General features: G+C 67.8%; 27 protein-coding genes. 10 read left to right on the top strand and 17 right to left on the bottom strand.

Features of this window, described 5'->3' with window-relative positions:
- Position 1 precedes the first annotated feature (1 nt).
- From F3J18_RS14890 to F3J18_RS14840, 11 genes are all read right to left on the bottom strand, one after another.
- Positions 2-1,162 carry a pyridoxal-phosphate dependent enzyme gene (locus F3J18_RS14890; RefSeq protein WP_166913212.1) on the bottom strand — a complete coding sequence of 387 codons (1,161 nt, stop codon included), beginning with the start codon at positions 1,160-1,162 and terminating at the stop codon, positions 2-4.
- On the bottom strand, positions 1,159-1,800 hold the full coding sequence (locus tag F3J18_RS14885; protein WP_166913211.1) for a hypothetical protein: 642 nt from the start codon (positions 1,798-1,800) through the stop codon (positions 1,159-1,161). Before F3J18_RS14885 ends, F3J18_RS14890 begins: the two co-directional genes overlap by 4 nt.
- Positions 1,797-3,059, bottom strand: coding sequence for an MFS transporter (locus tag F3J18_RS14880; protein ID WP_025100042.1), 1,263 nt, complete (start codon positions 3,057-3,059; stop codon positions 1,797-1,799). The genes F3J18_RS14885 and F3J18_RS14880 overlap by 4 nt, the downstream gene beginning before the upstream one ends.
- Before the next feature lie 83 nt (positions 3,060-3,142).
- Complete coding sequence (locus tag F3J18_RS14875) at positions 3,143-4,027, bottom strand: kinase (protein ID WP_205195434.1); 885 nt, start codon at positions 4,025-4,027, stop codon at positions 3,143-3,145.
- A 28-nt stretch (positions 4,028-4,055) separates the two neighbouring features.
- Positions 4,056-5,456 (bottom strand): argininosuccinate lyase, encoded by a 1,401-nt coding sequence (gene argH, locus F3J18_RS14870; protein ID WP_025100040.1) that lies wholly within the window; start codon positions 5,454-5,456, stop codon positions 4,056-4,058.
- A complete protein-coding gene (locus F3J18_RS14865; protein ID WP_025100039.1) occupies positions 5,453-6,667 on the bottom strand; it encodes an argininosuccinate synthase in 1,215 nt (404 codons plus the stop codon). Before F3J18_RS14865 ends, argH begins: the two co-directional genes overlap by 4 nt.
- A gap of 34 nt (positions 6,668-6,701) precedes the next feature.
- Positions 6,702-7,520 carry a formyltransferase family protein gene (locus F3J18_RS14860; protein WP_013697626.1) on the bottom strand — a complete coding sequence of 273 codons (819 nt, stop codon included), beginning with the start codon at positions 7,518-7,520 and terminating at the stop codon, positions 6,702-6,704.
- 55 nt (positions 7,521-7,575) lie between these two features.
- Positions 7,576-8,682 carry a methyltransferase domain-containing protein gene (locus F3J18_RS14855; RefSeq protein WP_025100038.1) on the bottom strand — a complete coding sequence of 369 codons (1,107 nt, stop codon included), beginning with the start codon at positions 8,680-8,682 and terminating at the stop codon, positions 7,576-7,578.
- Positions 8,675-9,739, bottom strand: coding sequence for a histidinol-phosphate transaminase (locus tag F3J18_RS14850; RefSeq protein WP_084152558.1), 1,065 nt, complete (start codon positions 9,737-9,739; stop codon positions 8,675-8,677). The genes F3J18_RS14855 and F3J18_RS14850 overlap by 8 nt, the downstream gene beginning before the upstream one ends.
- A gap of 58 nt (positions 9,740-9,797) precedes the next feature.
- Complete coding sequence (locus F3J18_RS14845; protein WP_025100036.1) at positions 9,798-10,682, bottom strand: cupin-like domain-containing protein; 885 nt, start codon at positions 10,680-10,682, stop codon at positions 9,798-9,800.
- A complete protein-coding gene (locus F3J18_RS14840) occupies positions 10,669-10,893 on the bottom strand; it encodes an MbtH family NRPS accessory protein (RefSeq protein WP_013697622.1) in 225 nt (74 codons plus the stop codon). Before F3J18_RS14840 ends, F3J18_RS14845 begins: the two co-directional genes overlap by 14 nt.
- Before the next feature lie 888 nt (positions 10,894-11,781).
- On the opposite strand from F3J18_RS14840, the gene F3J18_RS14835 reads away from it, so the two are divergent.
- The 7 genes from F3J18_RS14835 to F3J18_RS14805 all read left to right on the top strand — a co-directional run bounded on the left by F3J18_RS14835 (position 11,782) and on the right by F3J18_RS14805 (position 17,505).
- The gene (locus tag F3J18_RS14835) at positions 11,782-13,623 is read left to right on the top strand and encodes an alpha/beta fold hydrolase (RefSeq protein ID WP_166913209.1); all 1,842 of its coding nucleotides are present in this window, start codon (positions 11,782-11,784) and stop codon (positions 13,621-13,623) included.
- Positions 13,624-13,826: 203 nt separating this feature from the next.
- Positions 13,827-14,138, top strand: coding sequence for a DUF2282 domain-containing protein (locus F3J18_RS14830; protein WP_025100034.1), 312 nt, complete (start codon positions 13,827-13,829; stop codon positions 14,136-14,138).
- 132 nt (positions 14,139-14,270) lie between these two features.
- Positions 14,271-14,582 carry a DUF2282 domain-containing protein gene (locus tag F3J18_RS14825; RefSeq protein WP_013697619.1) on the top strand — a complete coding sequence of 104 codons (312 nt, stop codon included), beginning with the start codon at positions 14,271-14,273 and terminating at the stop codon, positions 14,580-14,582.
- 27 nt (positions 14,583-14,609) lie between these two features.
- Positions 14,610-15,548 (top strand): DUF692 domain-containing protein, encoded by a 939-nt coding sequence (locus F3J18_RS14820; RefSeq protein ID WP_166913208.1) that lies wholly within the window; start codon positions 14,610-14,612, stop codon positions 15,546-15,548.
- Positions 15,538-16,317: a DNA-binding domain-containing protein gene (locus F3J18_RS14815; protein WP_166913207.1), complete on the top strand. Its 780-nt coding sequence runs from the start codon at positions 15,538-15,540 to the stop codon at positions 16,315-16,317. Before F3J18_RS14820 ends, F3J18_RS14815 begins: the two co-directional genes overlap by 11 nt.
- A 5-nt stretch (positions 16,318-16,322) precedes the next feature.
- A complete protein-coding gene (locus tag F3J18_RS14810; protein ID WP_025100031.1) occupies positions 16,323-16,826 on the top strand; it encodes a DoxX family protein in 504 nt (167 codons plus the stop codon).
- 37 nt (positions 16,827-16,863) lie between these two features.
- Positions 16,864-17,505 carry a DUF1109 domain-containing protein gene (locus F3J18_RS14805; protein WP_025100030.1) on the top strand — a complete coding sequence of 214 codons (642 nt, stop codon included), beginning with the start codon at positions 16,864-16,866 and terminating at the stop codon, positions 17,503-17,505.
- Positions 17,506-17,575: 70 nt separating this feature from the next.
- Here the strand turns inward: F3J18_RS14805 and F3J18_RS14800 are convergent, their stop codons facing one another.
- From F3J18_RS14800 to F3J18_RS14785, 4 genes are all read right to left on the bottom strand, one after another.
- Positions 17,576-17,899: a hypothetical protein gene (locus F3J18_RS14800; protein WP_025100029.1), complete on the bottom strand. Its 324-nt coding sequence runs from the start codon at positions 17,897-17,899 to the stop codon at positions 17,576-17,578.
- 672 nt (positions 17,900-18,571) lie between these two features.
- A complete protein-coding gene (locus F3J18_RS14795) occupies positions 18,572-19,453 on the bottom strand; it encodes an autoinducer binding domain-containing protein (protein WP_200873225.1) in 882 nt (293 codons plus the stop codon).
- Positions 19,454-19,725: 272 nt separating this feature from the next.
- On the bottom strand, positions 19,726-20,973 hold the full coding sequence (locus F3J18_RS14790) for a dicarboxylate/amino acid:cation symporter (RefSeq protein ID WP_036031934.1): 1,248 nt from the start codon (positions 20,971-20,973) through the stop codon (positions 19,726-19,728).
- Positions 20,957-21,619 (bottom strand): GntR family transcriptional regulator, encoded by a 663-nt coding sequence (locus F3J18_RS14785; RefSeq protein ID WP_013697612.1) that lies wholly within the window; start codon positions 21,617-21,619, stop codon positions 20,957-20,959. Before F3J18_RS14785 ends, F3J18_RS14790 begins: the two co-directional genes overlap by 17 nt.
- Before the next feature lie 139 nt (positions 21,620-21,758).
- On the opposite strand from F3J18_RS14785, the gene F3J18_RS14780 reads away from it, so the two are divergent.
- From F3J18_RS14780 to F3J18_RS14770, 3 genes are all read left to right on the top strand, one after another.
- On the top strand, positions 21,759-22,214 hold the full coding sequence (locus F3J18_RS14780) for a GNAT family N-acetyltransferase (protein WP_046578453.1): 456 nt from the start codon (positions 21,759-21,761) through the stop codon (positions 22,212-22,214).
- A 64-nt stretch (positions 22,215-22,278) separates the two neighbouring features.
- The gene (locus tag F3J18_RS14775; protein ID WP_166913206.1) at positions 22,279-22,452 is read left to right on the top strand and encodes a hypothetical protein; all 174 of its coding nucleotides are present in this window, start codon (positions 22,279-22,281) and stop codon (positions 22,450-22,452) included.
- 4 nt (positions 22,453-22,456) lie between these two features.
- On the top strand, positions 22,457-23,266 hold the full coding sequence (locus F3J18_RS14770) for a TlpA disulfide reductase family protein (protein WP_166913205.1): 810 nt from the start codon (positions 22,457-22,459) through the stop codon (positions 23,264-23,266).
- 53 nt (positions 23,267-23,319) lie between these two features.
- On the opposite strand, the gene F3J18_RS14765 is transcribed toward F3J18_RS14770, so the two are convergent.
- Both F3J18_RS14765 and F3J18_RS14760 read right to left on the bottom strand, forming a co-directional pair.
- Positions 23,320-24,651, bottom strand: coding sequence for an MFS transporter (locus F3J18_RS14765; RefSeq protein WP_166913204.1), 1,332 nt, complete (start codon positions 24,649-24,651; stop codon positions 23,320-23,322).
- A 161-nt stretch (positions 24,652-24,812) separates the two neighbouring features.
- Positions 24,813-26,087, bottom strand: a complete 1,275-nt coding sequence (locus F3J18_RS14760; protein ID WP_166913203.1) for a glucarate dehydratase family protein — start codon at positions 26,085-26,087, stop codon at positions 24,813-24,815.
- Between the last annotated feature and the right edge of the window lie 11 nt (positions 26,088-26,098).

Here is a 26,098-nt window from a genome sequence, read left to right as displayed (position 1 = left end):
CTTACTTGCTGCCGAAAAGGCGTTGCAGCAGGCCCGGCTTCGAGTAGTCGACGAAACGCATCGTCTTTTCCTCGCCGAGGAAGCGCGACACCACGTCCTTGTAGGCCTCGGCGAAGCTGCGCCGCTCCCACTCGAAGCGGGCCCAGGCGCCGCCGGCCGTGGCCGGGCTGCCGGCGCGCGACGGCTCGGTGGCCAGCACGGTGTCGGCCACGCCCTGCTCGCGCAGCCAGGCGTCGTCGTAGACCGAATCGATGTAGCGATGGCCTTCGTCCGGCGCGATGAACACCACGGTCTTGCCGTCCTGCCGTTGCGCGCGCACCCATTCCGCCACCATGAAGGCCGCGCCCGAGGTCGGCCCGCAGTACAGGCCGTGCTCGGCATGCAGGCGCCGCGTGCTGGCATAGACCTCGGCCGGCGACACCCAGTGCACCTCGTCGAAGCAAGCGTGGTCGACATTGCCGGGATGGATCGAGTTGCCCAGCCCGCGCAGCGCGCGCTTGCCCACCGGCAGGCCGAACAGCACGCTGCCGAAGGTGTCGACGCCGACCAGCCGGATCGAGGGATCGGTCTCGCGCAGCGCCTTGATGGTGCCGCAGGTGGAGGCGCCCGAGCCGACCGTGCCGACCACCACCAGGTCGCGGCCGAAGGCGGCGATCAGTTGCCGCGCGAAGGCGCGATAGGCCTGCTGGTTGTCGGGGTTGTCGTACTGGCGCGGCCAGAAGCCGCCGGGGTTGTCGCGCAACTGCTCCTGCAGCGCCTCGAGCCGCAGCACCTGAACGTTCGAGCCGGAAGCGTCGGCGCCGACGATCTGCACGCGCCCGCCGAGCTGCGCGAGACGCGCCTGCAAGCGCGCGTCGATCGCCGCGTCGCTGACGATATGGAACGGGATGCGCTTCTCCGCGCAGACGATGCCGATCCCCATCGCGAAGGTGCCGCTGGAGGTTTCGAGCACCGGCATGCCGGGATCGAGCTGGCCGGTGGCCAGCGCCTTCTCGATGATGTACTTGGCCGGCACCAGCTTCATGAGCCGGAACGCGGCGGCCACCAGGCCGGGCCGCAGCGCGATCAGGTCCGGGTGGTCGAGCGAGGCGGAAACGCTGTCGTAGAGCCGGGCGTCGAAGCCGCCGGCATGGTCGAGGATCTGGGTCATGGTGTCGTTCATGCGATCGATTGTTCGAGCATCCACAGATAGGTATCCGAATCGGTGCCGCTGCCGCGCACCGCCTTTGGCCAGCGCGCCGCGCGCCATTCGTCGGCCAGCGCGGCGCGCGCGGCCGCGTCGGCGCTGCGATGGCGCCGGTAGCACCACTCCACGCCGCTGGCGATCGCGGCCTTCAACTCGTCGGCGAACTTGCTGGGCTCGAGCACGTGGCGCGGCAGCTCCTGGTGCGCGCCGGGCGTGCTGCCGGCGGCCGCCGGCGCGATCTCCAGCAGCTCCAGCCGGCCGGTGCGGTTCTTGCGGATCGAGAGCCGGAACGCGGCGCCCGTGCCCGAGGTGATGGCCACGTGGTAGATCCCTTCCGGCACCTGGCCGGTGCCGCCCACCTTGGCGCCCGGCAGCCGGTAGTAGGACACCGTGCCGTCCTCGATCAGCACGAATTCCAGGCCCCGGTAGCGCAGCATCGAGGCGTGGAAGAAGTCGGTGATCAGCCAGCGCCGGGCATCGACGCGATGCACCCAGTAGTAGATCAGCGGATGGGCGGCGACCATCTCGCCGAAGGCGCTGCCGAGATGCTGCAGCTCGGCGGGCGCGAGCGCCTCGAACGGCGTCTCGCGGTACAGCAGACGACGCAGCTTCATGCTTCCTCCCCGGTGTCGACGCAGCGCGCGACGATGAAGATGCCGAACGCGCAGGCGGCGATCAGCGAGGACGACGCCATCACCTGATGGATCGCCAGCGATTTCGCGAGATAGCTGTACAGGAAGTACATCACCGCGATGGTGACCGACATGCAGAGCCCGATCAGCGACAGGAACGAGGCGCGGATCCGGCTCGGCAGCCGTTTGTTGAAGTACTCGTTGGCCACCACGGTGACGATCGGGTTGATGATCATCACCAGGAAGAAGCCGGCGAAATCGACCGCCACCACGTTGAACCACATCGAGGCCAGCACCGCGGTGGTGAGCAGCGTGCTGGCGATCACCACCGGGTAGAAACGCAGGAAGGACATGGTCCGCTGCATCACCAGGTAGACCACGCCGATCAGCATCTGCGCGGCGAAGAAGAACCAGGTGATGGTCTCGATGCTGAAGCCGTTGCCCTTGAACAGCGCCTGGCTGAAGGTGAAGAACGGCGAGGTGCAGGCCGCGAAGGCCGTGAAGCCGAGGATCGGCAGCGCCACGCCGCGCCAGTGGCCGCGCAGGAACGCGAACAGTTCGCGCATCACCTCGCCGCGCATCACCTCCTTGCCCGGCGGCTCGTGCCCCGCCGCCTGGCCCTCGGCGGCCAGCCGCGGCGGCTCGGCGGCGAAGCTCCAGGCCGCCAGCGCCAGCGCATAGACCACGAAGTAGGCGGCATACACGGCGTTCCACGACAGCTCCTGCAGCAGCCCGCCGGCCAGCACCGCCAGCGCCCCCGAGATCAGGCCCAGCGCGTTGGCACGCAACTGGATGCCGTTGAAGTCGGCCACCCGCCGGTCGGCCACCAGGCTGTCGTAGAGCAAGGCCGTGTCCGAGCCGTAGACCAGCGCGAGCGCGGTACCGAGCAGCGCATAGAGGCACAGGAAGGCCACGAAGCCATCGCTGACCATCACCCCGAGCGCATACAGGCAGTAGGCGGCCAGCCCCAGCAGCACCGAACGCTTGCGGCCGAAGGCATCGCCGAACATGCCGGCCGGCACCTCGAACAGGATGTTGGCGACGAAGAACACGCCCTGCAGGATGCCGATCTGGTAGGCGTCGAAGCCCTTGTGCAACAGGAAGATCACGAAGATCGCGCGATCCACGATGGCCAGCGTCAGCACCCGGTAGGCGAGGTAGATCCGCGCGTTGCGGGTGCTGAGCCGCCCGGCCCGATCGACCGGGCTCGGCAGTTCGGCGACGGTGTCAGGCACGCGCATGGCACCCTCCCCGGCTGGCCGGCGCGGCGGCGACGGCGAGCCGCCGCGTGCGCGAGGCGCCCGGCGCGCGGCCGGGCAGGCGTTCAGCAGATCGTGTCATAGACCCTCACGCTTCCGTGGGCGGACAGCGCGTCGACCGCCCGCGCCAGGTTCACCGCATGGTCGGCGCGCCCCGCCTCGTAGAGGATCCCGATGCAGGTGCCGCTATGCGCCGTCACCAGCCCGAGCCCGCCGGTCGCGGCGCTGACCTCCTGCACCGCCGCCAGGTGCCGCTTCGGGTTGACCTTCTGGTTGATCTGGGCGCTGCGCGTCGAGACCCGCCCGATCTCCGCCAGGTCGCGCGCCGCGAAGGCCGCCACGATCCGCTCCAGCAGCTCGTTGAACTCGGCGCGATGCTCGCGGTTGTGGCGATTGGCTTCGCCGCCGCGATGGTATTCGAGCGTGTCCAGCGTGCCGCCCTCGTCGAGCGAGACGATCTGCAGGTTCGGCAGCCGGCCCAGCCGCGCGCGCAACATGCCCTTGCGCTGCAGGTAGACCACCGATTCCGCGAACATCACGCCGTCGGTCGGCTCGATGCCGCTCATGTCGCGGCACAGCTGCTCCAGCGGCAGCTCGCGGCCCAGGTAGACCTCGATCGCGCGCGCGGTGGCCAGCAGGTCGGCCGAGGAACTGCTCAGGCCCTTGCCGACCGGGATATCGCAGTCGATATGGAAGGTGCCGCCGACCGTTCTGCCGTGACGCGCGAGGATCACCCGCGCGAGCGCGGCCGCCTTGGTCTTGCCGCTGGGCTGCGTGACGATCTCGCTGCTGCCGTGATCGGGCACGAAGGTGCTGACCGAATACTTGCGGATCGGCAGGGTGACGAGGAAGTCGCTCTCGTCCTCGAGCAGCACGCCCTGCAGCAGTTCGCCGAACGAGCAGTACGAGATGCCCGCCGCCGCGCGCGGGGCCGGATGGAAGGAACGCATGGGCTCGGACATGAGCATGGTCGTCCCGTCAGCGGCCGGACTGGTGCGCGGCCAGCATCGAGCGCAGCCGCGCGAGCAGCTCGTCGAGTGCCTGGTCGCCGCACGAGCCCAGCGAGTTCTTGCGCGCCACCATGTCCTCCACCGTGATGCGCGCCACGTCCTCGCCGAACAGCGCGCTGGCCTGCGCGAAGCGCTCGTGCGGCAGCTCGGCCACGTCCACGCCGAGCGTGTCGGCGGTCTTCACCAGCTCGCCCACCACGCGATGCGCCTCGCGGAACGGCATACCCTTGCGCACCAGGTAGTTGGCGTACTCGGTGGCGATGATGTGGCCGCCCAGCGTGGCCGCGCGCATCCTCTCGGGCACCGGCGCCATGGTGCGCACCAGCTCGGTGAGGATCGCCAGCGAGCTCATGCAGTTGTCGAGCGCGGCGAACCAGGCGGTCTTGTCCTCCTGCAGGTCCTTGTTGTAGCCCAGCGGCAGCGCCTTGAGCAGGGCCATCAGGCTCATCGCGTTGCCGATCACCGAGGCCGACTTGCCGCGCACCAGCTCGGGCACGTCGGGGTTCTTCTTCTGCGGCATGATCGAGCTGCCGGTGCAGTAGCCGTCGGCCAGCGCGATGAAGCCGAACTCCTGGCTGGTGAAGGAGATCAGCTCCTCCGACAGGCGCGACAGGTGGATCATCAGGTTGGCCGCGTGCGCGCCGAACTCGACCAGGTAGTCGCGGTCGGACACCGAATCGATGCTGTGCAGGGTCGGCTCGCGAAAGCCCAGCAGCGAGGCCGACAGGCGGCGGTCGATCGGCAGGCTGGTGCCGGTCGAGGCGCAGGCGCCGAGCGGGCACTGGTCGGCGCGCTCGAGCGCGTCGACGAAGCGGCTGCGGTCGCGCTCCAGCATCACCACGTAGGTGGCCAGCCAGTGCGTGTAGTAGGTGAACTCGGCGCGCTGCAGGTGCGTGTAGGACGGCATCACCAGGCCGGCGTGCTGCTCGCCGTGCTCGAGCAGGGTGCGTTGCAGCGTGTCGATCGCGTCCACCAGCTCGCGCGTCGAGCGCATGAAGTAGATGCGCTGCGCGGTGGCCTGCTGGTCGTTGCGGCTGCGCGCGGTATGGGTCTTCTTGCCGAGTTCGCCGACCTTCTCCACCAGCAGCGTCTCGAGATTCATGTGGATGTCCTCGAGCGCCGGGCGCAGCGTGATCTCGCCGGCCTGCCAGCCGGCGCGGATCTCGCCGAGCGCCGCGGCCAGCGCCGCGTGCTCGTGGTCCTGCAGCAGCCCCACCGCGTGCTGCATGTCGACGTGGGCGGCGGTGCCGTCGATGTCGGCCTCGAACAGGCGCGCCTCCAGCGGCAGGCTGGTGTTGAAGGCCACCAGGCTGTCGGTCATCTGCTGGCTGAAGCGGCCGGCCCAGGGATTCGCCAGGGGCGTGCTCATGCCTGGCCTCCCGCTTTCGCGCCGCGCGCGGCCTCGATGCCGATGCGCAGGCCCAGGGTGTTGAGGAAGCCGGTGGCGTCCTCGCCGCTGATCGACTGGCCCGCGTGCAGGGTGACCAGGTCGCGCGAGTACAGCGATTGCGGCGACTCCACCGCGGCGGCGGTGGCCGAGCCCTTGTAGAGCTGCACCGTCACTTCGCCCGTCACGTACTTCTGGGTCTCGTCGATCAGGGCCTGCAGGCACAGGCGCTCGTCGCTGAACCACAGGCCGCGGTAGACGATGTCGCCGTATTCGTCGGACACCAGGTTGCGCAGGCGCTCGACGTCGCGGCCCAGGGTGATCTTCTCGAGCTTGCGGTGCGCCGTGTGCAGGATGGTGAGCGCCGGGTTCTCGAACACGCCGCGCACCTTCAGGCCGTTGATGCGGTTTTCGATGATGTCCTGGAAGCCCACGCCGTTGCGCGCGCCGGCCGCGTTCAGGCGCGCCACCAGCTCGACCGGGCCCAGCGCCTCGCCGTCCACGCTGACCGGCACGCCCTGCTCGAAGCCTACGCGCAGCGTCTCGATCGCGTCCGGCGCGAGCGTCGGCGGCGTGATCCAGTTGGCGTCGTGCCAGTCGAAGGCATTGCCCACGCTCTCCAGGTAGTCGCCCTCGGTGGTGATGTGCACCAGGTTCTCGTCGTGGCTGAGCAGGTTGTCCGGGCGGCTCTCGACCGGGATGCCGTGCTTCTGGCAATAGGCGAACAGGTCCTCGCGCGAGGCGATGTCCCACATCCGCCACGGCGCCACCGTCGGCAGGTTCGGCGCGAGGATGCGCGAGGCCATCTCGAAGCGCACCTGGTCGTTGCCCTTCTGGGTGCAGCCGTGCGAGAGCGTGTCGACGTCGTGCGCCAGCGCGTAGTCGGTGAGGCCCTTGACGATCGCCGGGCGCGCCAGCGGCGTGCCGAGCAGGTAGTCGCGCTCGTAGGCGGCATTGGCCTTCAGCGCCGGGAACACGTAGTCGCGGATGAAGGTCTCGCGCAGGTCGGCGATCACCAGTTCGTCGGCGCCGGCGATCGCGGCGCGCTTCTTCATGCGCTCCCAGTCCTCCTTCTGGCCGAGGTTGGCGCAGTAGGCGGTGACGCGGCAGTCGAACTGCTGCTTGAGGAAGTGCAGCGCGGTGGAGGTGTCGAGGCCGCCCGAGTAGGCGAGCAGGATGTGCTTGGGTTTCATGTCTGGTCTTCCGTGAGGGTGGATCGCCGCCGGGTCAGCCGACGAGATAGTTGTCGCGCTTGCCGCGCACCTGGTTGACGTTGTCGACGAGTTCCGAGAACTCGATGCCGATGCTGTATTTCTTGCCGTCGATCTGCATCAGGCAGCCGCCCTCGCCGCGAAAGCTGAAGGTGCGCAGCAGGTCGATCAGCTCGCGCGCCACGTAGGTCGCGTCCGGGTCGATCTCCATGGCCGCGGTGGTCTCGGTGATCTTCTTGCGCGTGCCGCCGTGGCGCTGGCGGAACAGCCGGTAGGTGCCGGTCTCGATGCTCGGCCAGGTGGTGCGGAACAGCTCGATCGAGGCGTCCATGTGCTTGTCGTAGATGATGTCGCCGGTATCGGTGCCTTCCACGCGCACGCGCATCTGGCTGATGATCGGCCCGGCATCCACGGCGGTCTCGATGCGGTGGATGCTCACCCCCGCCGGGGTGCCGTCGAGCACCGCCCAGGCGTAGTAATAGAAGCCCTTGTTGTAGGGCAGGTAGCCCGGATGCAGGTTGATCGAGTCCTTGGCGGCCAGCGCAAGGAAGCGGTCGTCGAGGATGTAGTCGAAATAGATCGAGACGATGAAGTCGGGCGCGAGCGGCACGATCAGCTCGTCGAAGCGCGCGCGCGCGTCGAGCACGTTGATCGCCGGAATCGCGTGCCGCTCGCACAGCGCGAGGATCTCGTCGAGCTGCACCGCATTCGCCTCGGGATGGACGATCACGGCCACCACCTCGACGCTCGGCCGCTGCGCCAGGTAGCGCAGCGATTCGAGCCCGGCGATGTTGTCGATGCAGAGCAGCACCTTGTCGCGAATTGGGGTATTCATTCAGGAATCCTGTTCGGTCCGCGCGCGGGTCGGCGCGCGGTCGTTGTCCGGTCGCTCAGTCGGCCTCGCCGCGGTGCTTGAGCACGTAGCAGATGCCGAAGCCGGTCGGGTCGGCCTTGGCGCTGGTCACCTCGTCGCGCACGATGTCGTAGCCGGCCTCGTCGAAGATCTGGTCCCACTCGCGCTTGGGCAGCAGCAGCTGGTTGGTGAACGGATGCAGCAGGAAGTACGGGTTGTAGTAGCCGCGTCCCATCGGCGCCTGCATGGCGGCCGCGTTGTCGATGTCGTAGTCGACCTCCATCACCATCAGGTAGCTGCCGGCGAACTTGCGGCCGAGCTTGCGCAGGTACTCGATGAAGGCCGGGCGGCCGATCTGCGAGATGATTTCCTGCAGCACGAAGCCGAACAGGATGAAGTCGGGCGCCTCGTCGATCTCGTAGTCGAGCGCGTCGACATTGACCAGGCGGATCTGGTCCTGCATGCCCATCGACTCGACCTGGCGCAGGCCGGCCTCGTAGGCGCCGGTGTCCGGCTCGATGCCGACCGCCTTGATCGCGCCGAGCTCCTTGACCAGGGTGCAGAGGTATTGCGCGTTGCCGCAGCCGAAGTCGACGATCTGCTTCGCATCGGGCTTGACCGACTCGATGAAGGCCTTGGTGATCGGAATCGTGTCGTACTGCGAGATCTGGCAACTGCCGACGCCGACCAGCCGGCCGTTGCGCTTGTAGCCGTCGATGCCCTCGGTCAGCATCGCGCCGACGTTCGAGAAGATGCTGTCGTAGCCGCCGATCAGGATGTTGAACCAGCCCTCGTAGTGCTTGATGCGCGAGCCGTAGTCGGACAGGCGGAAGCTCGCCTGCGGGTCGCGCCCCTCGCCCTCCTTCACCAGCAGCCCCTCGACGGCGAGGTATTCGAAGATGGTGCGCAGCAGGTACGCGTCCATCTTGCGGCCCTCGGCGATCTGCGCGAGCGACTTGCCCGCCAGCAGGTCGTCGAACACGCCGAGCTGCAGCATCTGGAAGATCACCTTGGCGCCGACGAAACCCTTCACGTAGTCGAGCGTCTTGAACTGTTCCGGCTGGAACCAGGTCGAGTCGAGGATGGCCTCGACGGTCGGTTCGGCATCGCGCACGTCGGCGCGTTCGAGCGTTGCTTCAGTCATGGAATTCACCTTGGATGGAAACGGATTCGGAAAAACCGGCGGCTTCGGGGAAGCTGCCGAGCGCGGCCAGCAGACGATCGTTCTCGTGAGCGAGGCCGATGCTGATGCGCAGGTGGCCGGCCAGGCCGAACTGCGCGGCGTCCTTCACCTGCACGCCCTGCCCGGCCAGCCAGGCCAGCGTGCGCGCGCCGGCCGGGTTGGCGACCAGCACGAAGTTCGCCTCGGAGGGCACCACGCGGTAGCCGAGCGCGCGCAGCGCCTCGCTCACGCGAGCGCGCTCGGCCAGGATCGACGCCACGTGCGCATCGCGGGCCTGGTCGTGGTCGAGCACGGCCTCCAGCGCGTTCAGCTCGAGCGTGCCGACATTGCTGAACCACTGGCGGCGCTTCATCGACGCGATCGCCTCGGCCGGCCCGAACAGCACGCCCAGCCGCAGCCCGGCCAGCCCGTAGGACTTCGAGAACGAGCGGAACACGTACTCGTGCTCGCCGAAGGCGGGCCGCTGGCGCCGCCGCGTCGAGTAGTCGACGTAGGTCTCGTCGATCAGCAGCTTGCCGGCGCGCGCGCGCAGCGTTGCCAGTTCGTCCTCGCCCAGCAGCAGGCTGGTCGGGTTCGAGGGGCTGGCGAGCGTGACGAAGTCCTCGCGCGTGAGCCGGGCCAGGTCGGCCGGGTCCAGTTGCAGCGACTCGGTCAGCCCCAGCTCGAAGTGCGGCAGGCCATACACGCCGATCCGCCCGCGATAGCCGTCGAAACCGGGCCAGGCGCTGACCTGGCGCATGCCCGGAAACGCCTCGCAGAGCCGGTCGAAACACTCGTCGATGCCGCGCACCAGCATCAGGTTCGCTTCCGGGCAGTCGAAGTGCTCGGCAAGCCGGCGCATCACGCGCGGTTCGTCCTCGAACGGATAGCGGTTGACGCGCGAGGCGGCGGCGGTGATGGCCGCCACCACCGCCGCCTCGACCGGCGCCGGGTTCTCGTTGAACGCGAGGCAGACGGCCTCGACGGCTGTCGCCGTGCGCACGCCTGCTGCCCGCTCCTTCACTGCTCCATCGCTCACGGTGTGATCCTTGCCGGGTGGGTTGGGAATCGCTGCCTGGCTGCCTGGCACGTCGGGCTCAGCGCGGCGGCGGGTTGAGGCCGGCGCGCTCGTTGCGCATGCCCTTCCAGCGCCAGCCCTCGATCGCGCGCTTGATGTACTCGCCGAAGAACTCCGGCACCAGGCTGAACAGTTGCGGATAGGTGATGAAGAACGAGCTGATCGAGATCGACACGTCCATCGAGATCACGCAGTGGCACCAGTTGCGCGGAATGTGCAGCGACTCGCCCGGCTCGATGATCACGCGATAGGGCGTGGCCTCGCGCAGCTTCGGGAAGCGCTTGAAATCGGGGTTCTCGATGTCGACCGGGCTGAAGGTCTCGCGCTCGAACTCGCCGATGTAGAGATGCGACTTGGCCTGCTCCGGCGGGAACAGCCAGACCATCTTGCGGCCGACGATCTGGGTCAGGAAGTTCGGCATCGGATCGGTGTGGGTGGGCGTATGCGTGCCGGCCGGCCCGATCCACAGGTACGAGTCCATGTGCGCGCCGGGGATATGCTCGATATGCCCCTTGATGTACGGGTGCTGGACCAGGTCGGTGCGCAGGTTCGGGAAGGTCTTGCGGAACGGGTGCGAGGCCATGTAGTACATGTGGTCCGGCTTCTCGCGCAGGATCGCGATCAGTTCCCTGAGCTTCATCTCCTGGAAGCGCAGGTACTTCACGTAGCCCTGCGGGCTGTTGTTGCCCGGCCCGCGCTCGTGCGGCTGGAAGCTCTCGACGCCGATCGTCTCCTCGCCGAAGTTCTTCTCGAAGTAGTCGAGCGACCACTTCTGCATGGCGGGCCAGCCGCCCAGCGCGCCCGCGATCTTCACCGGGCGGTCCTTGTTCAGGTAGTGCTTGCGGAAGTCCGAGACCTTGGGCTGGTGCAAGGTGTCGACGGACAGGATTTCATCGAACGGCATGGTCAATTTCCGATCCCGAATGTTGGTTGAGGTGTTCGCGGACGCTGGCGGGCACCATGTCCGTCCAAAGTTGCTCGATCCGCTGCAGGCAGGCCTGCTTGCTGGCGGGTTCGCCGACCGTCTCCCAGCCGGCAGGCAGGTTGCGTCCGTCGAGCCATACCGAGTACTGCCCCTCGCTGTTTCGCACTACAAAATACAAATCGTCATCCATGGCTGTTCCCCTGGAAAGGCAATGTGAAGCGCCGAACTTCGCCGCGATCGCGGCCGGGCCGCGTCGCGCGAATGCAGAAGCCGCCTGCCCCGTCAGGGGATATCGAAATGCGCCGCCACCTGGTCAATTCGGATTGGTCAACAAAATCACCCGAAAAACATAATGTCGATTCATTCCCGGCTCCAATGAGCGCAAAGACTGAGGCATCCGCCTTACGAGTGTCAAGACTTATTCAAATAACGAGTCATTTTGAGTTAAATCAGAAAACGATCCGATATCAATTGAAAAAGTTTTGAAGCGTAAATAAATGAATCGAACCTGCCGATTCTGACGGCGGAAAAACTTACATCGCGCCGACACTGGCTGACATTCGAGAAACGTGATATCACGCGCGCGGTCGCGCCGGCGCGAAGCTTACATGCCAGGTTGCCGCCATCGCCCCACATCCCTTTGCCGGCGCGGATTCAGCCAGGTCGCTCGAGCCGGCCTTACAGGTCGAAGCATGATTTGAAAGGCATTTTTCATATTGGCATTCTTTTTGTTATCGAGCCTCGACGCGCTCAAGACGATCGCTTTCTTATCGCCATCACTCATTCCGGGAAATTTCGATATCGTCACTTAATGCCGGCGGCGCGCGAAATTATTACCTGGCATTGCCGTTTCATTTATTGACCACCGCACCCGACGTCAACCGGAATCCCAATTGATTTCTTTTTTTATTCATTCCGAATCGGATCGGCGAACTCAAAACGCTATGATTGAACGCGACGATTATTCATTTTTTATTTATTGCGAAGCGGATCACGAATTAGGCGATTGATGCGGGATGTTTCGCGAATCGCCTCATGCGCACCATCCGCGTTTCCACAAACGCAACCCGGAACGACAATGTTGCACGAACAGGAACGACCGAAGAAAGCGTCGCCGAACCACGCCGAAAGCGCCGGCGATACGCCCGGCGCGGCTTCTCATCAGGCCGCTCGCGCGCCCGAGGCCGAGACGCGAGACACGATCGCCGTGCTGGCCGACGGCATCGGCGAGCTGGAAAGCACGGCACCGCTGGAAGAAATGCAACGATCGCGCCTGATGGCCAGCTTGCTGGATCCAGGCGGCGAAGGACGTCCATCGTCGCTGACGCTGGCGTTCGCCTCGCGTGCGCGGCTCGATGCCTGCCTGGCGTCGCTGCAGCGTGCGATCGACGGCAATGCTGCCTTGCGTAGCGGCGTGGCCTGGACGCTGCCTTCGCGGCCGATGCGCTTCACGCCGCGCGAGGCGACGCTGCGGGTTCATACCGCCCGGCTGGCGGCCGGCATCGACGGCGAGGCGCAGTTGACGGCGCTGGCCGCCCTGCCCGGCATGCAGATCGATCCGCAACGGCCGCCGCTATTGCATGCCGTGATTGCGCGCCTGCCCGGTGCGCGGCCATGGCGGTTGCAGTTGCTGGCCTCGCCGCTCGCTATCGAACTCGATGCGCTCGCAACCTTCCTGCACGAGGCCGTCGCCGACGATCCCGGCTCCGGGCTGGCCGTGTTTCAACGGATCGAGCCCCTCCCCGCCGCATTGCGCCCCGCCCCGTGGCATGAGATCGAGGCCCACGCACCCGCAAGCACCGAAGCGGGCGATGCCGATGTCGACACGGATACGGCGCTGCGGGCCCAGCTCGCCGCGCTGGCCGCCGAGGCGACCGGCCTGGCCTCGAACGGCCCGCATGCCGACCTGCTCGGCAGCGAAGCGCCCGAGGAACGCGCGCTGCAGGCCCTGCGGATCGCCATGCAGGTTCGCGATCGGCTGGACGTCTCGATCCCGCTCGGCGCGTTGCTCGCGGCGCCGACGCCGGCAGGCATGGCGACGTATCTCTCCGGCGTCGTGCAAGCACGGGCCCGTGTTACCGGCCAGGACGAGCCCGCGCCAATTCCGATCCAGGCGGGGCGACACGCGCAGCCGCCCGTGTTCTGCCTGCCCGGCGCCGGCGCCAGCGCGGCGAGCTTCGTGGCACTCGCCACCGCGCTCGGCCCCGGCGTGCCGATCCATGGCTTGCAGGCACGCGGCCTCGACCCACGACAGGCGCCCGAAACCAGCGTCGAGGATGCCGCGCGCCGCCATCTGCAATCGATCCTGGCGCTATGCCCGCAAGGCCCGGTGAGGATCGTCGCGCACTCGTTCGGCGGCTGGATCGCGCTCGAGACGGCGCGGCAGCTCGAACGGCTGGGGCGCCGCTGCGCGCCGCTGGTGCTGCTCGATTCGCCGCCACCGCCGATCCTGCCGCTCGCACCCGAACCGAGCCCTGCCGATATCCTTCGCACCCTGGTGCGCCTGCTGGAGCAATCCTCGGGGCTGTCGTTCGAGCTCGACGACGCAACGATCGAAGCCGCCGCCGCGAGCGATTTCGAGGCGCGGCTCGCCTTCGTCGGCAAGCTGATGCGCGACGCCGCCCTGTTGCCGGCCGCCGCGGGTGTCCATCGGGACGCCGCCATCGCGCCGATGCTGCGTACCTTCGAGGCGCAACTGCGCTCCTGCCATGTCGCACGTGGGCGCCTCGACGGCGAAGCCATCGTGATCGTCGCGCACGACGGCGGCGAAGGCAGCCCGATGCCGGGCGCGTTCGGCTGGAGCGCGCTGGTCGAGCACGTGGAGTTCGCCGTGATGCGCGGCAATCACATGAGCCTGCTCCAGGAGCCGGCCGTGCGCGAGATCGCGCTGACGATGCGCGAACGCTGGCGCATCGTCTGAGGCGGCCGGGGCGCCCGCTCTTCCACCTTGCTCGTCACGCCTGCGCCGCGGTCCGCCTTCCCGCCGCTTTGCCGTCGTCCTCCCCGCCTCGACCGCGGCTCGCAAAAAAACTTTCCCCGTGCTGTAACCGCCGTCCCTGATGCGTCGAACTCACTGTCGTACCCGCTGCGGGTATCACTCACCTACCCATCAGGAGAATCACCATGTCGGCAAAGCAATCGATCCATTCCGCCCTCGTCCTCGGTGCCGTCGCGAGCCTGCTCGCCTCGGTCGCCCACGCCGCCCCGCTCACCAAGGCCGAGGAAGGCGCAGCCATCGCGGCCCACAAGGAAAAGTGCTACGGCGTGGCGCTCAAAGGCCAGAACGACTGCGCGGCAGGCCCCGGCACCACCTGCCAGGGCACCTCGACGGTCGACTTCCAGGGCAACTCGTGGAAGTTCGTGCAGGGCGGCACCTGCGCCAGCATCGTCACGCCGGGCGGCGGCCACGGCTCGACCACGCCGATCAAGTCCTGATCGCCGCTGTTTCCACCGATGGCGGCCCTTCGCGAAAAATTCGCAGCTCGCTGTAACCCGCCGCCGTCCTCCAACGAACTCACTGCCGTACCCACACCAGGTACCCCTCATCCACCCATCAGGAGAATCACCATGTCGGCAAAGAAATCGGTCAATTCCGCTCTCATCCTCGGTGCCGTCGCGAGCCTGCTCGCCTCGGTCGCCCACGCCGCTCCGCTCACCAAGGCCGAGGAAGGCGCGGCCATCGCGGCTCACAAGGAGAAGTGCTACGGCGTGGCGCTCAAAGGCCAGAACGATTGCGCGGCAGGTCCCGGCACGACTTGCCAGGGCACCTCGACGGTCGATTTCCAGGGCAACTCGTGGAAGTTCGTGCAGGGCGGCACCTGCACCAGCATCGTGACGCCGGGCGGCGGCCACGGTTCGACCACGCCGATCAAGTCCTGATCGCCGCCGGCGGCCCAGGAGACGAGCATGATGGAGTTCCTCAGCCCGGCAGGCCACGAGCCCAGCCGTCTCCAGCCGGCCGCCGCGCAGGCGGGCCTGCTGGCCGGCACCAGCCTCAAGAGCCAGCACATCGCCGAGATCCTCGACGAAACCCTGCACGACGCATTCTTCGAAGTCCATGCCGAGAACTACATGGGCGCGGGCGGCCCGCCCCATCGCTGGCTGGCCGCCGTGCGCGAGCGCCATGCGCTGTCGGTGCATGGTGTCTGCATGTCGATCGGCGGCCCGGCCCCGCTCGATGCCGCGCATCTCGCGCGCTTCGGCGAGGTGGTGCGGCGCTACCAGCCCGCGCTGGTTTCCGAGCACCTGGCCTGGTCCTCGCATGGTGGCGCGTTCTTCAACGACCTGCTGCCGCTGCCCTACACGAAGGCCACGCTCGAGCGCGTCTGCGATCACCTCGACCAGGTGCAGAACGCGATCGGCCGCGCCATCCTGCTCGAGAATCCATCGACCTACGTGGCCTTCGCGCAATCGAGCTTCAGCGAGACCGAATTCATCCGCGAAGTGGCGCGACGCAGCGGCTGCGGCCTGCTGCTCGACCTCAACAACGTGTTCGTGTCCGCGACCAATCACGGCGGCTCGGCCGAGGCCTACCTCGCCGAGTTCCCGATCGAGCGGGTCGGCGAGATCCACCTGGCCGGTCATACCGAGCAGCGCGACGACGAAGGCGAGGCGCTGCTGATCGACAGTCACGATCGCCCGATCGCCGATGCGGTCTGGCAACTCTATGCCGACCTGATCGCGCGCACCGGCTCGATTCCGACGCTGATCGAATGGGACAGCGCGCTGCCCGACTGGCCGACGCTGCGCGCACAGGCGCTCGAGGCGCGGCGCATCCAGCTCGCGCTCGCGCCGCGTTCCGAACCGGCCAGTGCCCACCACGAGGCCGCCGATCATGCGCACTGAGATCGATATGGATAACTACGCTTCGGCATTCGCACCGGGCCTGATCGACCCTCGCGTCGACGCGCCGGCCGAGCTGGTCGCGCATCGAGGCAAGCGGGTCGCGAAGCGCTACGACGTCTATCGCAACAACGTCACGGTCAGCCTGATCGACGCGCTCGCCGCGATCTACCCGGCCGTGCAGCGCATCACCGGCACCGAATTCTTCCGTGCCATGGCGCGCTTCCATCTGCGCGAGACGCCGCCCGTCTCGCCCCTGCTGTTCGAATACGGTCGCGATTTCCCGGCCTTCATCGAGCGCTACGAGCATGCGCGCGCGATGCCCTGGCTCGCCGACACGGCACGCATCGAGCGCGCCTGGCTCGACGCCTATCACGCGGCCGATGCCGAACCGCTGTCGGCGCAGGACTTCGCCGCCTTCGCGCCGCAGCGGCTGGCCGAGCTGCGCTTCACGCCGCATCCGGCCACGCGCATGGTGCGCTCGCCCTATTCGGCGCTGGCGATCTTCGCGATGAACCGGGGCGACGCGCCGCTGCGCACGCTCGATGCCAGCGAGGCGGAAGACGCGCTCGTCACGCGCCCTGGCCTCGAGGTGATCGTCACGCGCCTGCCGGCCGGCGGCGCCGAATTCCTCGGCAGCCTGATCGACGGCGCCACGCTCGGCGAGGCGCTCGCGCTCGCCATGCAAACCCAACCCGCGTTCGAGCTGTCCGCCCATCTCGGCGGCATGCTCGACGCCGGCGTGTTTAGCGCCGCCCACCTCGGAGACTGATCATGATGTCCGACGCCCGAACCCTGAAGCGCTCGCCGCTGGCCTGCGCCGCCGTGCTGGTCGGCCGCGCGCGCCGCGCGGTGCAATGGCTGGCCCGCCCCTGGCTGGTCCAGCTGGTGCTGCGCCTGGCCCTGGCGGTGCCGTTCTGGAAATCGGGGATCCTGAAATGGAACGGTTTCCTGCAGCTCAACGACACGGCGATCGAGCTGTTCACCAGCGAATTCCAATTGCATCTGCCCGGCGGCCCCTATCCGTTCCCGGCGCCGGCCCTGTTCGCCTTCCTGTCCGGATGCGGCGAGGTGCTGTTCCCGGTGCTGCTGGTGCTCGGCCTCGGCACGCGCTTCGCGGCGATCGGCCTGCTGCTGATGACCTGCATCGTCGAGCTGACCGTGCCCGACGGCTGGCCGGTGCACCTGACCTGGGCCGCGATGGCGCTCGGCATCGCCGCCTGGGGACCGGGCCGGATCTCGATCGATCATCTGCTCGGCGATCGTTCGCCGCGCGACTGACACGGCGCGACGGCCGGCAGCCCGACGAGATGCTCCGATGAAAACCCGCGAACTGGTCGCGCGGCTCGCCGCCGATGCCGGGCCGGTCGAGCCCGACCGCGTGACGCGCCGGATCGGGCGCGCCCTGCTGGGCGGCCTGGCCGGCAGCATCGCGCTGCTGGTCGCGCTCTACGGCATCCGCAGCGACATGCCGCAAGTGCTGCTGAGCGCGGCCTTCTGGATCCGGCTGGCATTCCCGCTGGCGATCATGGTGGCGGCGGTGCAGTTGACCGAGCGCCTCGGCCGGCCCGGCGCGCCCACGCGCCTGGCCTGGTTCGCCGCGGCACTGCCGCTGGCGGTCATGGCGCTGGCCGGCATCGGCCTGCTGCTGGCGACGCCGCCCGGCTACCGGCTGCAATTGATGCTGGCCGACTGCTGGCCGCTCGCGGTCGGGAACCTGGTGCTGCTGTCGCTGCCGCCGCTGGCTGCGGCGATGCATGCCTTGAAGGGGCTGGCGCCCACCCGCCTGGCGCTGGCCGGCGCGGGCGCCGGGCTGCTGGCCGGCGCGCAGGGCCTGCTGGTGGATTCGCTGTATGGGGCCGACGGCGCGCTGTCGCTCTGGGGGCTGGCCTATGCGCTGGCGATCGGCCTGACCAGCGCGCTCGGTGCCGCGCTGGCGCCCAGGTACCTGCGCTGGTGAGACGGATCGATGATGCCGCGTCGCGCAGGAGCGCGACGGGAATGGGAACGGGACAACGTGGAAATCGGGATCAGCCGCCGCCGACGCAGGCTTCCTCGGCCGAGATCGTCTCGCGCAGCGCGGCGGTGTGCTCGATGAAGGCCGCGTACATCAGCAGCGAGCAATCGCTGTCGCGCAGCGCGACGCCCCGCTGCTCGGCCTCGCTGTCGAGCAGGCGCAGCAGGCCCTCGCGATCGCTGCACTGGTCCAGCATCGCCTTGAGCAGGATCTCCTGGGCATGGACCCGGCCGGACAGCACGTCGATCCGCATCTCGTCCCTGCTCATCCTGCCCGCGCCCGCCGCGGCTCCGGTTCGCTCGCGCCGCTGCGTGCCGTCTCGATACTGCCCGTTCATCTGGTCTTGCTCCCGTGATGCATGCCGCGCGCCCGGCGCGATGCCGCGGCCGCGCTAACCGGCCCCGCGCGCGAAGCCGTCCTGTCTGCCCTGTCCTGCCCGATGTGCGGCTCGCGCCGCGGTTCAGCTGACGAAGATCGCCAGCGCCACCGCGCAGGCCACCAGCAGGGCACTCGCCCCGAGCAGGTATTTCTCGAACGTCACGGCCCGGCTGCGGCGCGGTTCGCCCAATGGAGTTTCCATTGCCCTCTCGATATCGAAACGACGCCGCGAATCGAAACGCGCGGCGGCTGAGCCAGATCGCGGCATCTGCCGCGAGTTGAAGGAATTCCGGTTTTTCAACATCGCGGAATGAATACGGGGATTATGCAATCCGCGCCTTTCATTCGCGATAGACGGCATTCTGTTATCGACAACAGTTCGATTTATCATTGTCCGATCACCGCATGAAAGATGAACCAGCAGTGCAACAATTGCAGCATCGAATCCAGGCCGGCACGCGCCAGGACTGGCGCCGCGGTGCGGCCCATGCGCCGTTTCCGGCCCTGTAGCGGGAATGCGGACATATCCTAGCATCCGTCATTTCCCGACACTAGATTAATCGTGCGGCCCGAGTGATATCGGGGCATTTCGTTCTCGACGATGATCACCATCGAGCCGCATTCAATCCAATTACATATCCAATAAGCCGAGTGTTGCGGCGCGTTTTACTGTCAGCGAAATGTGATTAACGGAAAATTTTTCGTTAAGCCGCTTGTAATAGCCATATACGGTGGGCACCGCCACGCACAATTGCCCGGCGATATCGTGGGCGGTGCAGCCGCTGCGCAGCAGCCTGAGGATGCCGGTCTCGCGCTCGGTCAGCGCGAGCGAGCGAGCCGCGTCGGAACGCTGTTGCCGTGCATGCCAGTCGAGCAGTTCGCTGGCGATCAGCCGATAGAGGATGCGCTTGCCGTGCAAGGCGGCCTCGCCCTCGCCCGCTCTCGCGTCGAGGCCGACGTAGAGCACCCCGCCCAAGCCCGGCGTCGGCAGGTGGGCCGGCGCGATCAGCTTGGCGCGAAAGCCGTGCGCCGCGTCGTGCTCGCCCAGCGCGCAGGGGCCGTCCGCGCGCGGCGCGATGGCGGCCGCGCCGGTGGGCGCCGAGTTGCGCCGCGCGTAGGCGATGCCGGGATCCGTCTCGAACCAGCCGCGCGCGCGATAGCTGTCCAGCCAGGCCGGAGCGGCATCGGTCAGCACCTCCTCGTCGCCCAGCCTCGGCGGCTCGCCTTCCGCCGGAACCAGCAGGAAGGCGAAACGTTCGGCGCCGAGCAGCCGGACCAGGCGCGAGACGATCTCGCGCAGGGCCTCGCGATGCGGCGCGCATTCGAGCTCGTCGAACAGCGCGAAGCAGTCGTATTCGGATGCTTCGTGCGACAGGGCTGGCGCCGCGATCGACAGCGCGCCGGCACGCACGCCGAACGCGCCGGCATGCGCCTGCGCGCACAGCACGCCATCGGAGGGAGTCGGCAGGCCGGGCCTGCCGTCGGTCTTGCCGGGTCTTGAGAAAACGCTCATACGAAGGCTCTCTAGGTGTGTGCCGGGGTTCGTGCGCCGATGGCGCCCTCGATCGAACCCGCCACGTCATGGATAGACGGTTTCCGCTCCAGCCTGCCCTTGTCGCTTGCAAAATCTGTGATCGCAGTTTGCTCGATCGCTTCAATGGACCAGGGGCATCCTCTCCGATCGGAAAGGACGCCGTGCCGCAACTTCGACTGCCTGATGCTGCCCTGCTCGCGCCGCCGGGCTGGTGGCCCGCGGCGCCTCTCGTGTCATGCCATCGTGCCGGCTCAGGTACGCAGGCTCGCCCCGCCGTCCAGCTCGTCGGCGGCGGCCTGGTCCTCGCTGCGGGTCAAGCGCAGCGACACCGTCATCGCCACCGTGCTGGCATAGACGTTCAGCGCGGTGCGGCCCATGTCGAAGAAGGCATCGACGCCGAGGATCAGCAGCACCGCCTCGGCCGGCAGGCCGATCGCGGCCAGCACGATGGTGATCGCCACGATCGCTCCCGAGGGCACGTTCGCCGCGCCGTCGATGGTGATGATGGTCAGCACCAGGATGGTCAGCGCGAGCGGCCAGCTCCAGGCCACGTGATAGGCATCGGCCAGGTAGCCGACCGCGAGCGCCGTATAGAGCACGGCGCCGTCGCGGTTGAAGATGTAGGACAGCGGCAGGATGGTGGAGGCCACCGACTGCGGCACGCCCATCTCGGTCAGCTTCTTCAGGTGCACCGGGTAGGTGATTTCCGAGGAGCGCGTGGTGAAGGCGAGGATCAGCGGCTCGCTGACCTTGCGGATCACGGCCAGCGGCCGCTGGCCGGCGGCGATCACGATCGCGCTGAGCAGCAGGCCGAGGATCAGCATGCCGAGATAGGAGATGCCGAGCAGCTTGACCAGCGGCATCAGGCCCGACACGCCGCGGCTGCTCATCAGGCCCGCGACGGCCGCGAAGATCGCCAGCGGCGAGAGCGCGACGATCCATTCGACCATCTTGAACAGGCCGGCGAGCAGCGAGGCGAACAGGTTGATGGCGGGACGCCCGGCCTCGCCGGTGGCGCCCAGCGCGGTGCCCAGCAGCACGCCGAACACCAGCACCGGAATCGCGTTGCCCGAGGACAGCGCGGCCACCAGGTTCTGCGGGATCAGGTCGGTGATGAACTTGACCCAGTCGATGCTCGAGGCGAGGTGCTCGGGCAGCGCGCCCGATTCGGTCAGCGGCGCGCCCAGGCCCGGGCGGAAGATCCAGTTGAGGCCGAGCCCGAGCGAGCTCGACACCAGGGTCATGACGATGAAGAACAGGATGGTGATGAGCGCGGTGCGCCCGAGATTGCGTCGCTGCTCGACCGCGCGGTAGCTCCCGACCGTCACGGACAACAGGATCAGCGGCATCACCACCATCTTGATGGCGTGGCCGAACATGGTCGACAGGAAACCGACGTCGGCCGCGAAGCGCGGCGCCGTGACGCCCGCGATCGCGCCGAGGATCAGCGCCACGATCATCAACAGGGGAAGCGAGGTCCTGCTATTCTTTTGACTCATTTTTGGCCCGGATTAATTTGATTCTTGCAGGGGTACCGTCGACGATGTGATGCCACATATGCGTGCGGGCCGCCTCGGGCTGCCCGTCGCGGATCGCGGCATAGATCGCCAGGTGCTCCACGGTGCCGCGCCGCACGGTCTCGATGTCCTGGCGTGGCAACTCGTTCAATGCAAGCGTCTGTGCTCTCAGTAATTTATAGAAGTTATGCAGCCGCTCGTTACGCGCGGCCAGGAACAGCTCCTGGTGAAACACCCAGCCGATGCGCTGCTCGGCCATGATGTCGGTGTCGCCGCTCTCGATCAGCCGCTCCATGCGCTCCACCGATGCCGACATCGCCAGCGTCGGCCCGCGGGCTGCCGCCAGGTAGGCCGCCGTGCTCTCCAGCGCGAGGCGAACCTCGTAGATCTGCTGGAGATCGTCGCGCGTCGGATCGTTGACGAAGGTGCCCCGCTTGTCGAACACGGTGACGAGGTTCTCCGCGGCGAGCCGCTGCAACGCGCTCCTGACCGGCATCTGCCCGATTCCGAGCTTGCTTGCCAACCCGCGATGTGAAATTTTTTGCCCTGGTTCCAGCCTGCCGTCGAGAATTCGTGTTCGAATTTCGTCGTAGGCGTGGTCAGCATCGGAATTTGTTTTTTCTTCCATTCTGTGATCGCAGTGTTGTCATTGCTAAACTCGCAATCGGCCCGCGCTGAGGATACCTCTACCGCCAGCGCCGATCAACCGTCAGATGTGACGAATCGAATAACGACTACGAAGGCATCTTTTTGCTCCCCGATTCTCAATGAATACTCACGCTCCGATATTTGAAATTCTTACGGTTAGCGCGGATCAGGTGTATCCGCTGCGCGCGCGACTGCTGCTCGACGGCGATGAAATCGCCTCCCGGCTGTCCGGCGATCTCGGAGCGGATACGCTGCATTTAGGAATCCGGCGCGGCGAGCAGTTGGTGGGCGTGGCCTCGGTATGTCGCGAGGATTGCCCCGACCTGCCGCGCGACGGCTGGCGCCTGAGGGGCATGGCGATCGACGAGGCGCTGCGCGGTTTCGGCTTCGGCCGTGTGCTGGTGCGGCTGTGCGCCGAGCATGCGCGCGAGCGCGGCGGCCGCACCCTGTGGTGCACCGCGCGAGAAACCGCGAAGGGGTTTTATGAAGGATTGGGGTTTACCAGCGATCCCCGAGTGCTGTCATTGCCGACCAAGCCCGATGTGCAGTTTTATCGGATGTGGATGGATATTTGAAAATCGCCGCTCAATCGGCGCGATTATCTAGAGTAGAAACTCCAGGGCGCGGCGTCTCGATGTCGTGAAAATACGTCGCGCCGAAAGCGTGCGCGCGGCATGGCCGCCGGTTAATCGCGACGGCGATGCGATGCGCCATTATGCGGGCCGCATCGCCGGCCGCATCACGCACAGGATCATTCACCTGTTATTTATCCCGTCGCGCCGGCCCTGCCTCGACAATCTGACGGCAACTTGATTCGATGACGAGTATTGGTCCCTTCTCGGTACAGGTGGTGGCGCTGGCGGCCGCCGCGCTGCTGGCATGGCTGATCGCCCTGGGCCTGGCGCGTGTCCTGCCGGGCGAGGCCGATCGGCGCGCGCCGAGCCTGCTGGTCGACGCCCTGCTGGTCGGCCTGCTGGCCGCGCGCCTGGCCTATGTGCTGCGCTGGTGGCCGCAGTACGCGGCGGCACCGGCCTCGATCGTCGCGATCGGCGACGGCGGCTTCTCGGCCTGGGCCGGGCTGGCCGCGGCGCTGGCCCTGCTTGCCTGGCGGCTGCGGCACCGGCCGGCGGCGCGCCGCCCGGTGCTGGGCGGCCTGCTGGTCGGCCTGGCCGCGTGGGGCATCGCGCAAGGGGTGCTGGGCAGCGTCCGGGACAACGCGCCGTCGCTGGACACGCTGGCGATCAGCACGCTCGACGCCAAGCCGGTGGCGCCGGGCCGTTTTGCCGGCAAGCCGGTGATCCTGAATCTGTGGGCGAGCTGGTGCCCGCCCTGCCGCCGCGAAATGCCGGTGCTCGCGCGGGCACAAGCAGACCATCCCGAGCTCACGGTGCTGATGCTCAACCAGGGCGAGGACGCCTCGACGGTGCGCGGCTTTCTCTCGCAGATGGGCCTGCGCTTCGACGAGGTGATGCTCGATCCGCGACGCGACGCGATGCGCGTCTACGGCTCGCGCGGCCTGCCCACCACGCTGTTCTTCGACGCCCGTGGGCGCCTGGTGGAATCGCATGTGGGCGAGATCACCGCGGCCCGGCTCGAGGACATCCTGCAGCGGCAGTTCGGCCGCTGAGCGCTCGCGCGAAAACCGCTGAGCGCTCGCGCGAAACCGGATCGCCCCCGCCCTCAGCCAGGCAGCCGCACGCCTTCGGCCGGCTCCGTCCCGGCCAGCCGCACCGGCCTCATGCGCGGCATCAGCACGTGCATGATCGCGAGCGCCACCAGGTAGGCCAGCGCGCCGATCGCGAACAGCGCCCAGTACTGCCCGGTGCGCTGCAGGGTCTCGCCGATCACGCCCGAGAACAGGAAGGAGCCGAGCATGCCCATCGTGCCGCCGATGCCGATCACGGTGCCGACCGCGCGCCGCGGAAACACGTCGGAGACGGTGGTGACGAGATTGGCCGACCAGCCCTGGTGCGCGGCCGCCGCCAGGCCGACCGCCAGCACCGAGAACCACAGCGCATGGAACTGCGAGAGCAGGCCGATCGGCGTGACGCACAGCGCGCACACGCCCATCGTCAGCTTGCGCGCGAAGTTCACGCGGCCGGTGCGCGCGACCAGCCGCGACGAGGCCCAGCCGCCCAGCACGCTGCCGCCGCAGGCCATCGCGTAGATCAGGATCAGCGGCGGCCCCATGTGCTGCATGTCGATGCCGTTGGCCTCGTTGAGCCACTTCGGCAGCCAGAACAGGTAGAACCACCAGATCGGATCGGTCAGCAGCTTGCCGACCATGAAGGCCCAGGCCTCGCGATGGCGCAGCACCGCGAGCCAGCCGACCCGGCGCGGCTCGGGCTCGCCGCCGGCATCGGCGTCGATGTGGGCGAGCTCGTCGGGTGCCACGCGCGGATGCTCGGCCGGCGCGCGATAGATGCGCCACCAGGCGGCCAGCCAGACGAAGCCGACCGCGCCGCTCACCGCGAAGCTGGCGCGCCAGCCCCACAGTACGGCCATGATCGGGATCACGGCCGGCGCGACCACCCCGCCGACGGTGGCGCCCATGTTCCAGATGCCGGTGGCCAGCGCCCGCTCCGCCTTCGGAAACCAGATCGCGGTGGTACGCAGCGCGACCGGGAAGTTCGAGGCCTCGGCGAAGCCGAGCAGCCCGCGCACCGCGGCGAAACCCGGCACGCTGGCGGCCAGCGCGTGCAGTATGGCGGCCGCGCTCCACATCGCCATCGCGCCGCCATAGACCAGCCGCGTCGAGACGCGATCGGCGAGCCGCCCGAACAGCATCAGCCCCAGCGCATAGGCGGCCGTGAAGATCATCACCGTCTGCGCGTACTGCACCTGGCTCCAGCCGATGTCGGCCTGCATCAGCGGCGCGAGCAGGCCCAGCGTCTGCCGGTCCATGTAGTTGATGGTGGTGGCGAACAGCATCATCGCGCAGATGGTCCAGCGGTAGCGCGTCGAGGGCCGGCCCGCGGCGCCCGGATTCGGTGGGTTCACGTCTGTCTCCATGTTGGTGTTCGATCCGCGCCCGCGCGCATGACGCGAGACGCGCGACGGGGCGCATGACGCGAGACGCGCGACGGGGCGCATGACTCGCCCTCGCCGCTTGCCGTCGTTGCTGCCGGTTGCTCCCTGTCGCTGCCTTATCGCGCTGCCTCGACAGCCCCTCCTCAGTAGCGCGGCTTCAGGTTCTTCCAGTCGGGCCGGTACTTGCGCATCTGGCCGACGTCGTCGCGCTGGCGGATCCCGCAGCCCAGGTACAGCTCGTGCAGCTTGCGCAGTTGCTCGCGATCGATCTCGAGCCCCAGGCCCGGCGCGTCGGTGAGCTGCACGCAGCCGTCGCGGATCGGCAGCTTGCCGCCGCGCACCACCTCCTCGTCGGGCTCCTGCCACGGGTAATGCGTGTCGCAGGCATAGGAGAGGTTCTCGACCGAGGCGGCCACGTGCGTCATCGCCATCAGGCTGATGCCGAGGTGCGAGTTCGAATGCATCGACACGCCGATCCCGAAGCTGTCGCACATGCGCGCCAGTTGCTGCGTGTCGCGCAGGCCGCCCCAGTAGTGATGGTCGGCCAGCACGATCTGCACGCTGTTCAAGGCCACGCCGCGGCGGAACTCGTCGAAATCGGTAACCACCATGTTGGTGGCCAGTGGCATGCCGGTGCGCCGGTGCAGCTCGGCCATGCCCTCCAGGCCCGGCGTCGGATCCTCGTAGTACTGCAGATCGTCGCCGAGCAGCTCGGCCATGCGCAGCGCGGTGTCGAGCGACCAGTTGCCGTTCGGGTCGATGCGCAGCGGCGCGGCGGGGAAGGCACGCCGCAGCGCCTTGATGCAGGCCACCTCGTGCTCGGGCGCGAGCGCGCCGGCCTTCAGCTTGATGCTCTCGAAACCGTGCGCGTCGATCATGCGGCGCGCCTGCTCGACGATCTGCGCCTCGTCGAGCGCCTCGCCCCAGGCATCGGGCGCATAGGGGCTGTCGATATGTTCGGCGTACTTGAAGAACAGGTAGGCGCTGAACGGCACCTCGCGACGCACCGCGCCGCCGAGCAGGTCCACCAGCGGCGCGTTCAGGTAGCGCGCCTGGGCATCCAGGCAGGCCACCTCGAAGGCCGAATAGGCATTGCTGACGGCCTTGCTCGCATGCGAGCCCGGCGCGAGCTCGGCGCCGGCGGCGCTGGCGGGCGCCTGCCTGGCCACCACGCCGCGCACGATCTCGCGCAGCCGGTTCAGCTTGAACGGATCGAGCCCGACCAGCTCGCCCTTCACCGCGTCGAGCACGGCCAGCGCGGGCGCGTCGCCGTAGCTCTCGCCCAGGCCGATATGGCCGGTATCGGTCTCGATCTCGATGATCGAGCGCAGCGCATAGGGCTCGTGGATGCCGGCCGCGTTCAGCAGCGGCGCGTCCTTGAAGGCGATCGGGGTGACGGTGACGCGGGTGATCTTCATGCGGATCTCTG

Origin of the sequence: Burkholderia sp. Ax-1720 (assembly GCF_011753035.1) — a bacterium.
Lineage (GTDB): Bacteria > Pseudomonadota > Gammaproteobacteria > Burkholderiales > Burkholderiaceae > Burkholderia > Burkholderia gladioli.
Note: the sequence above shows the minus strand (reverse complement) of the source record. Positions and strands in the feature narration are given on the sequence as shown.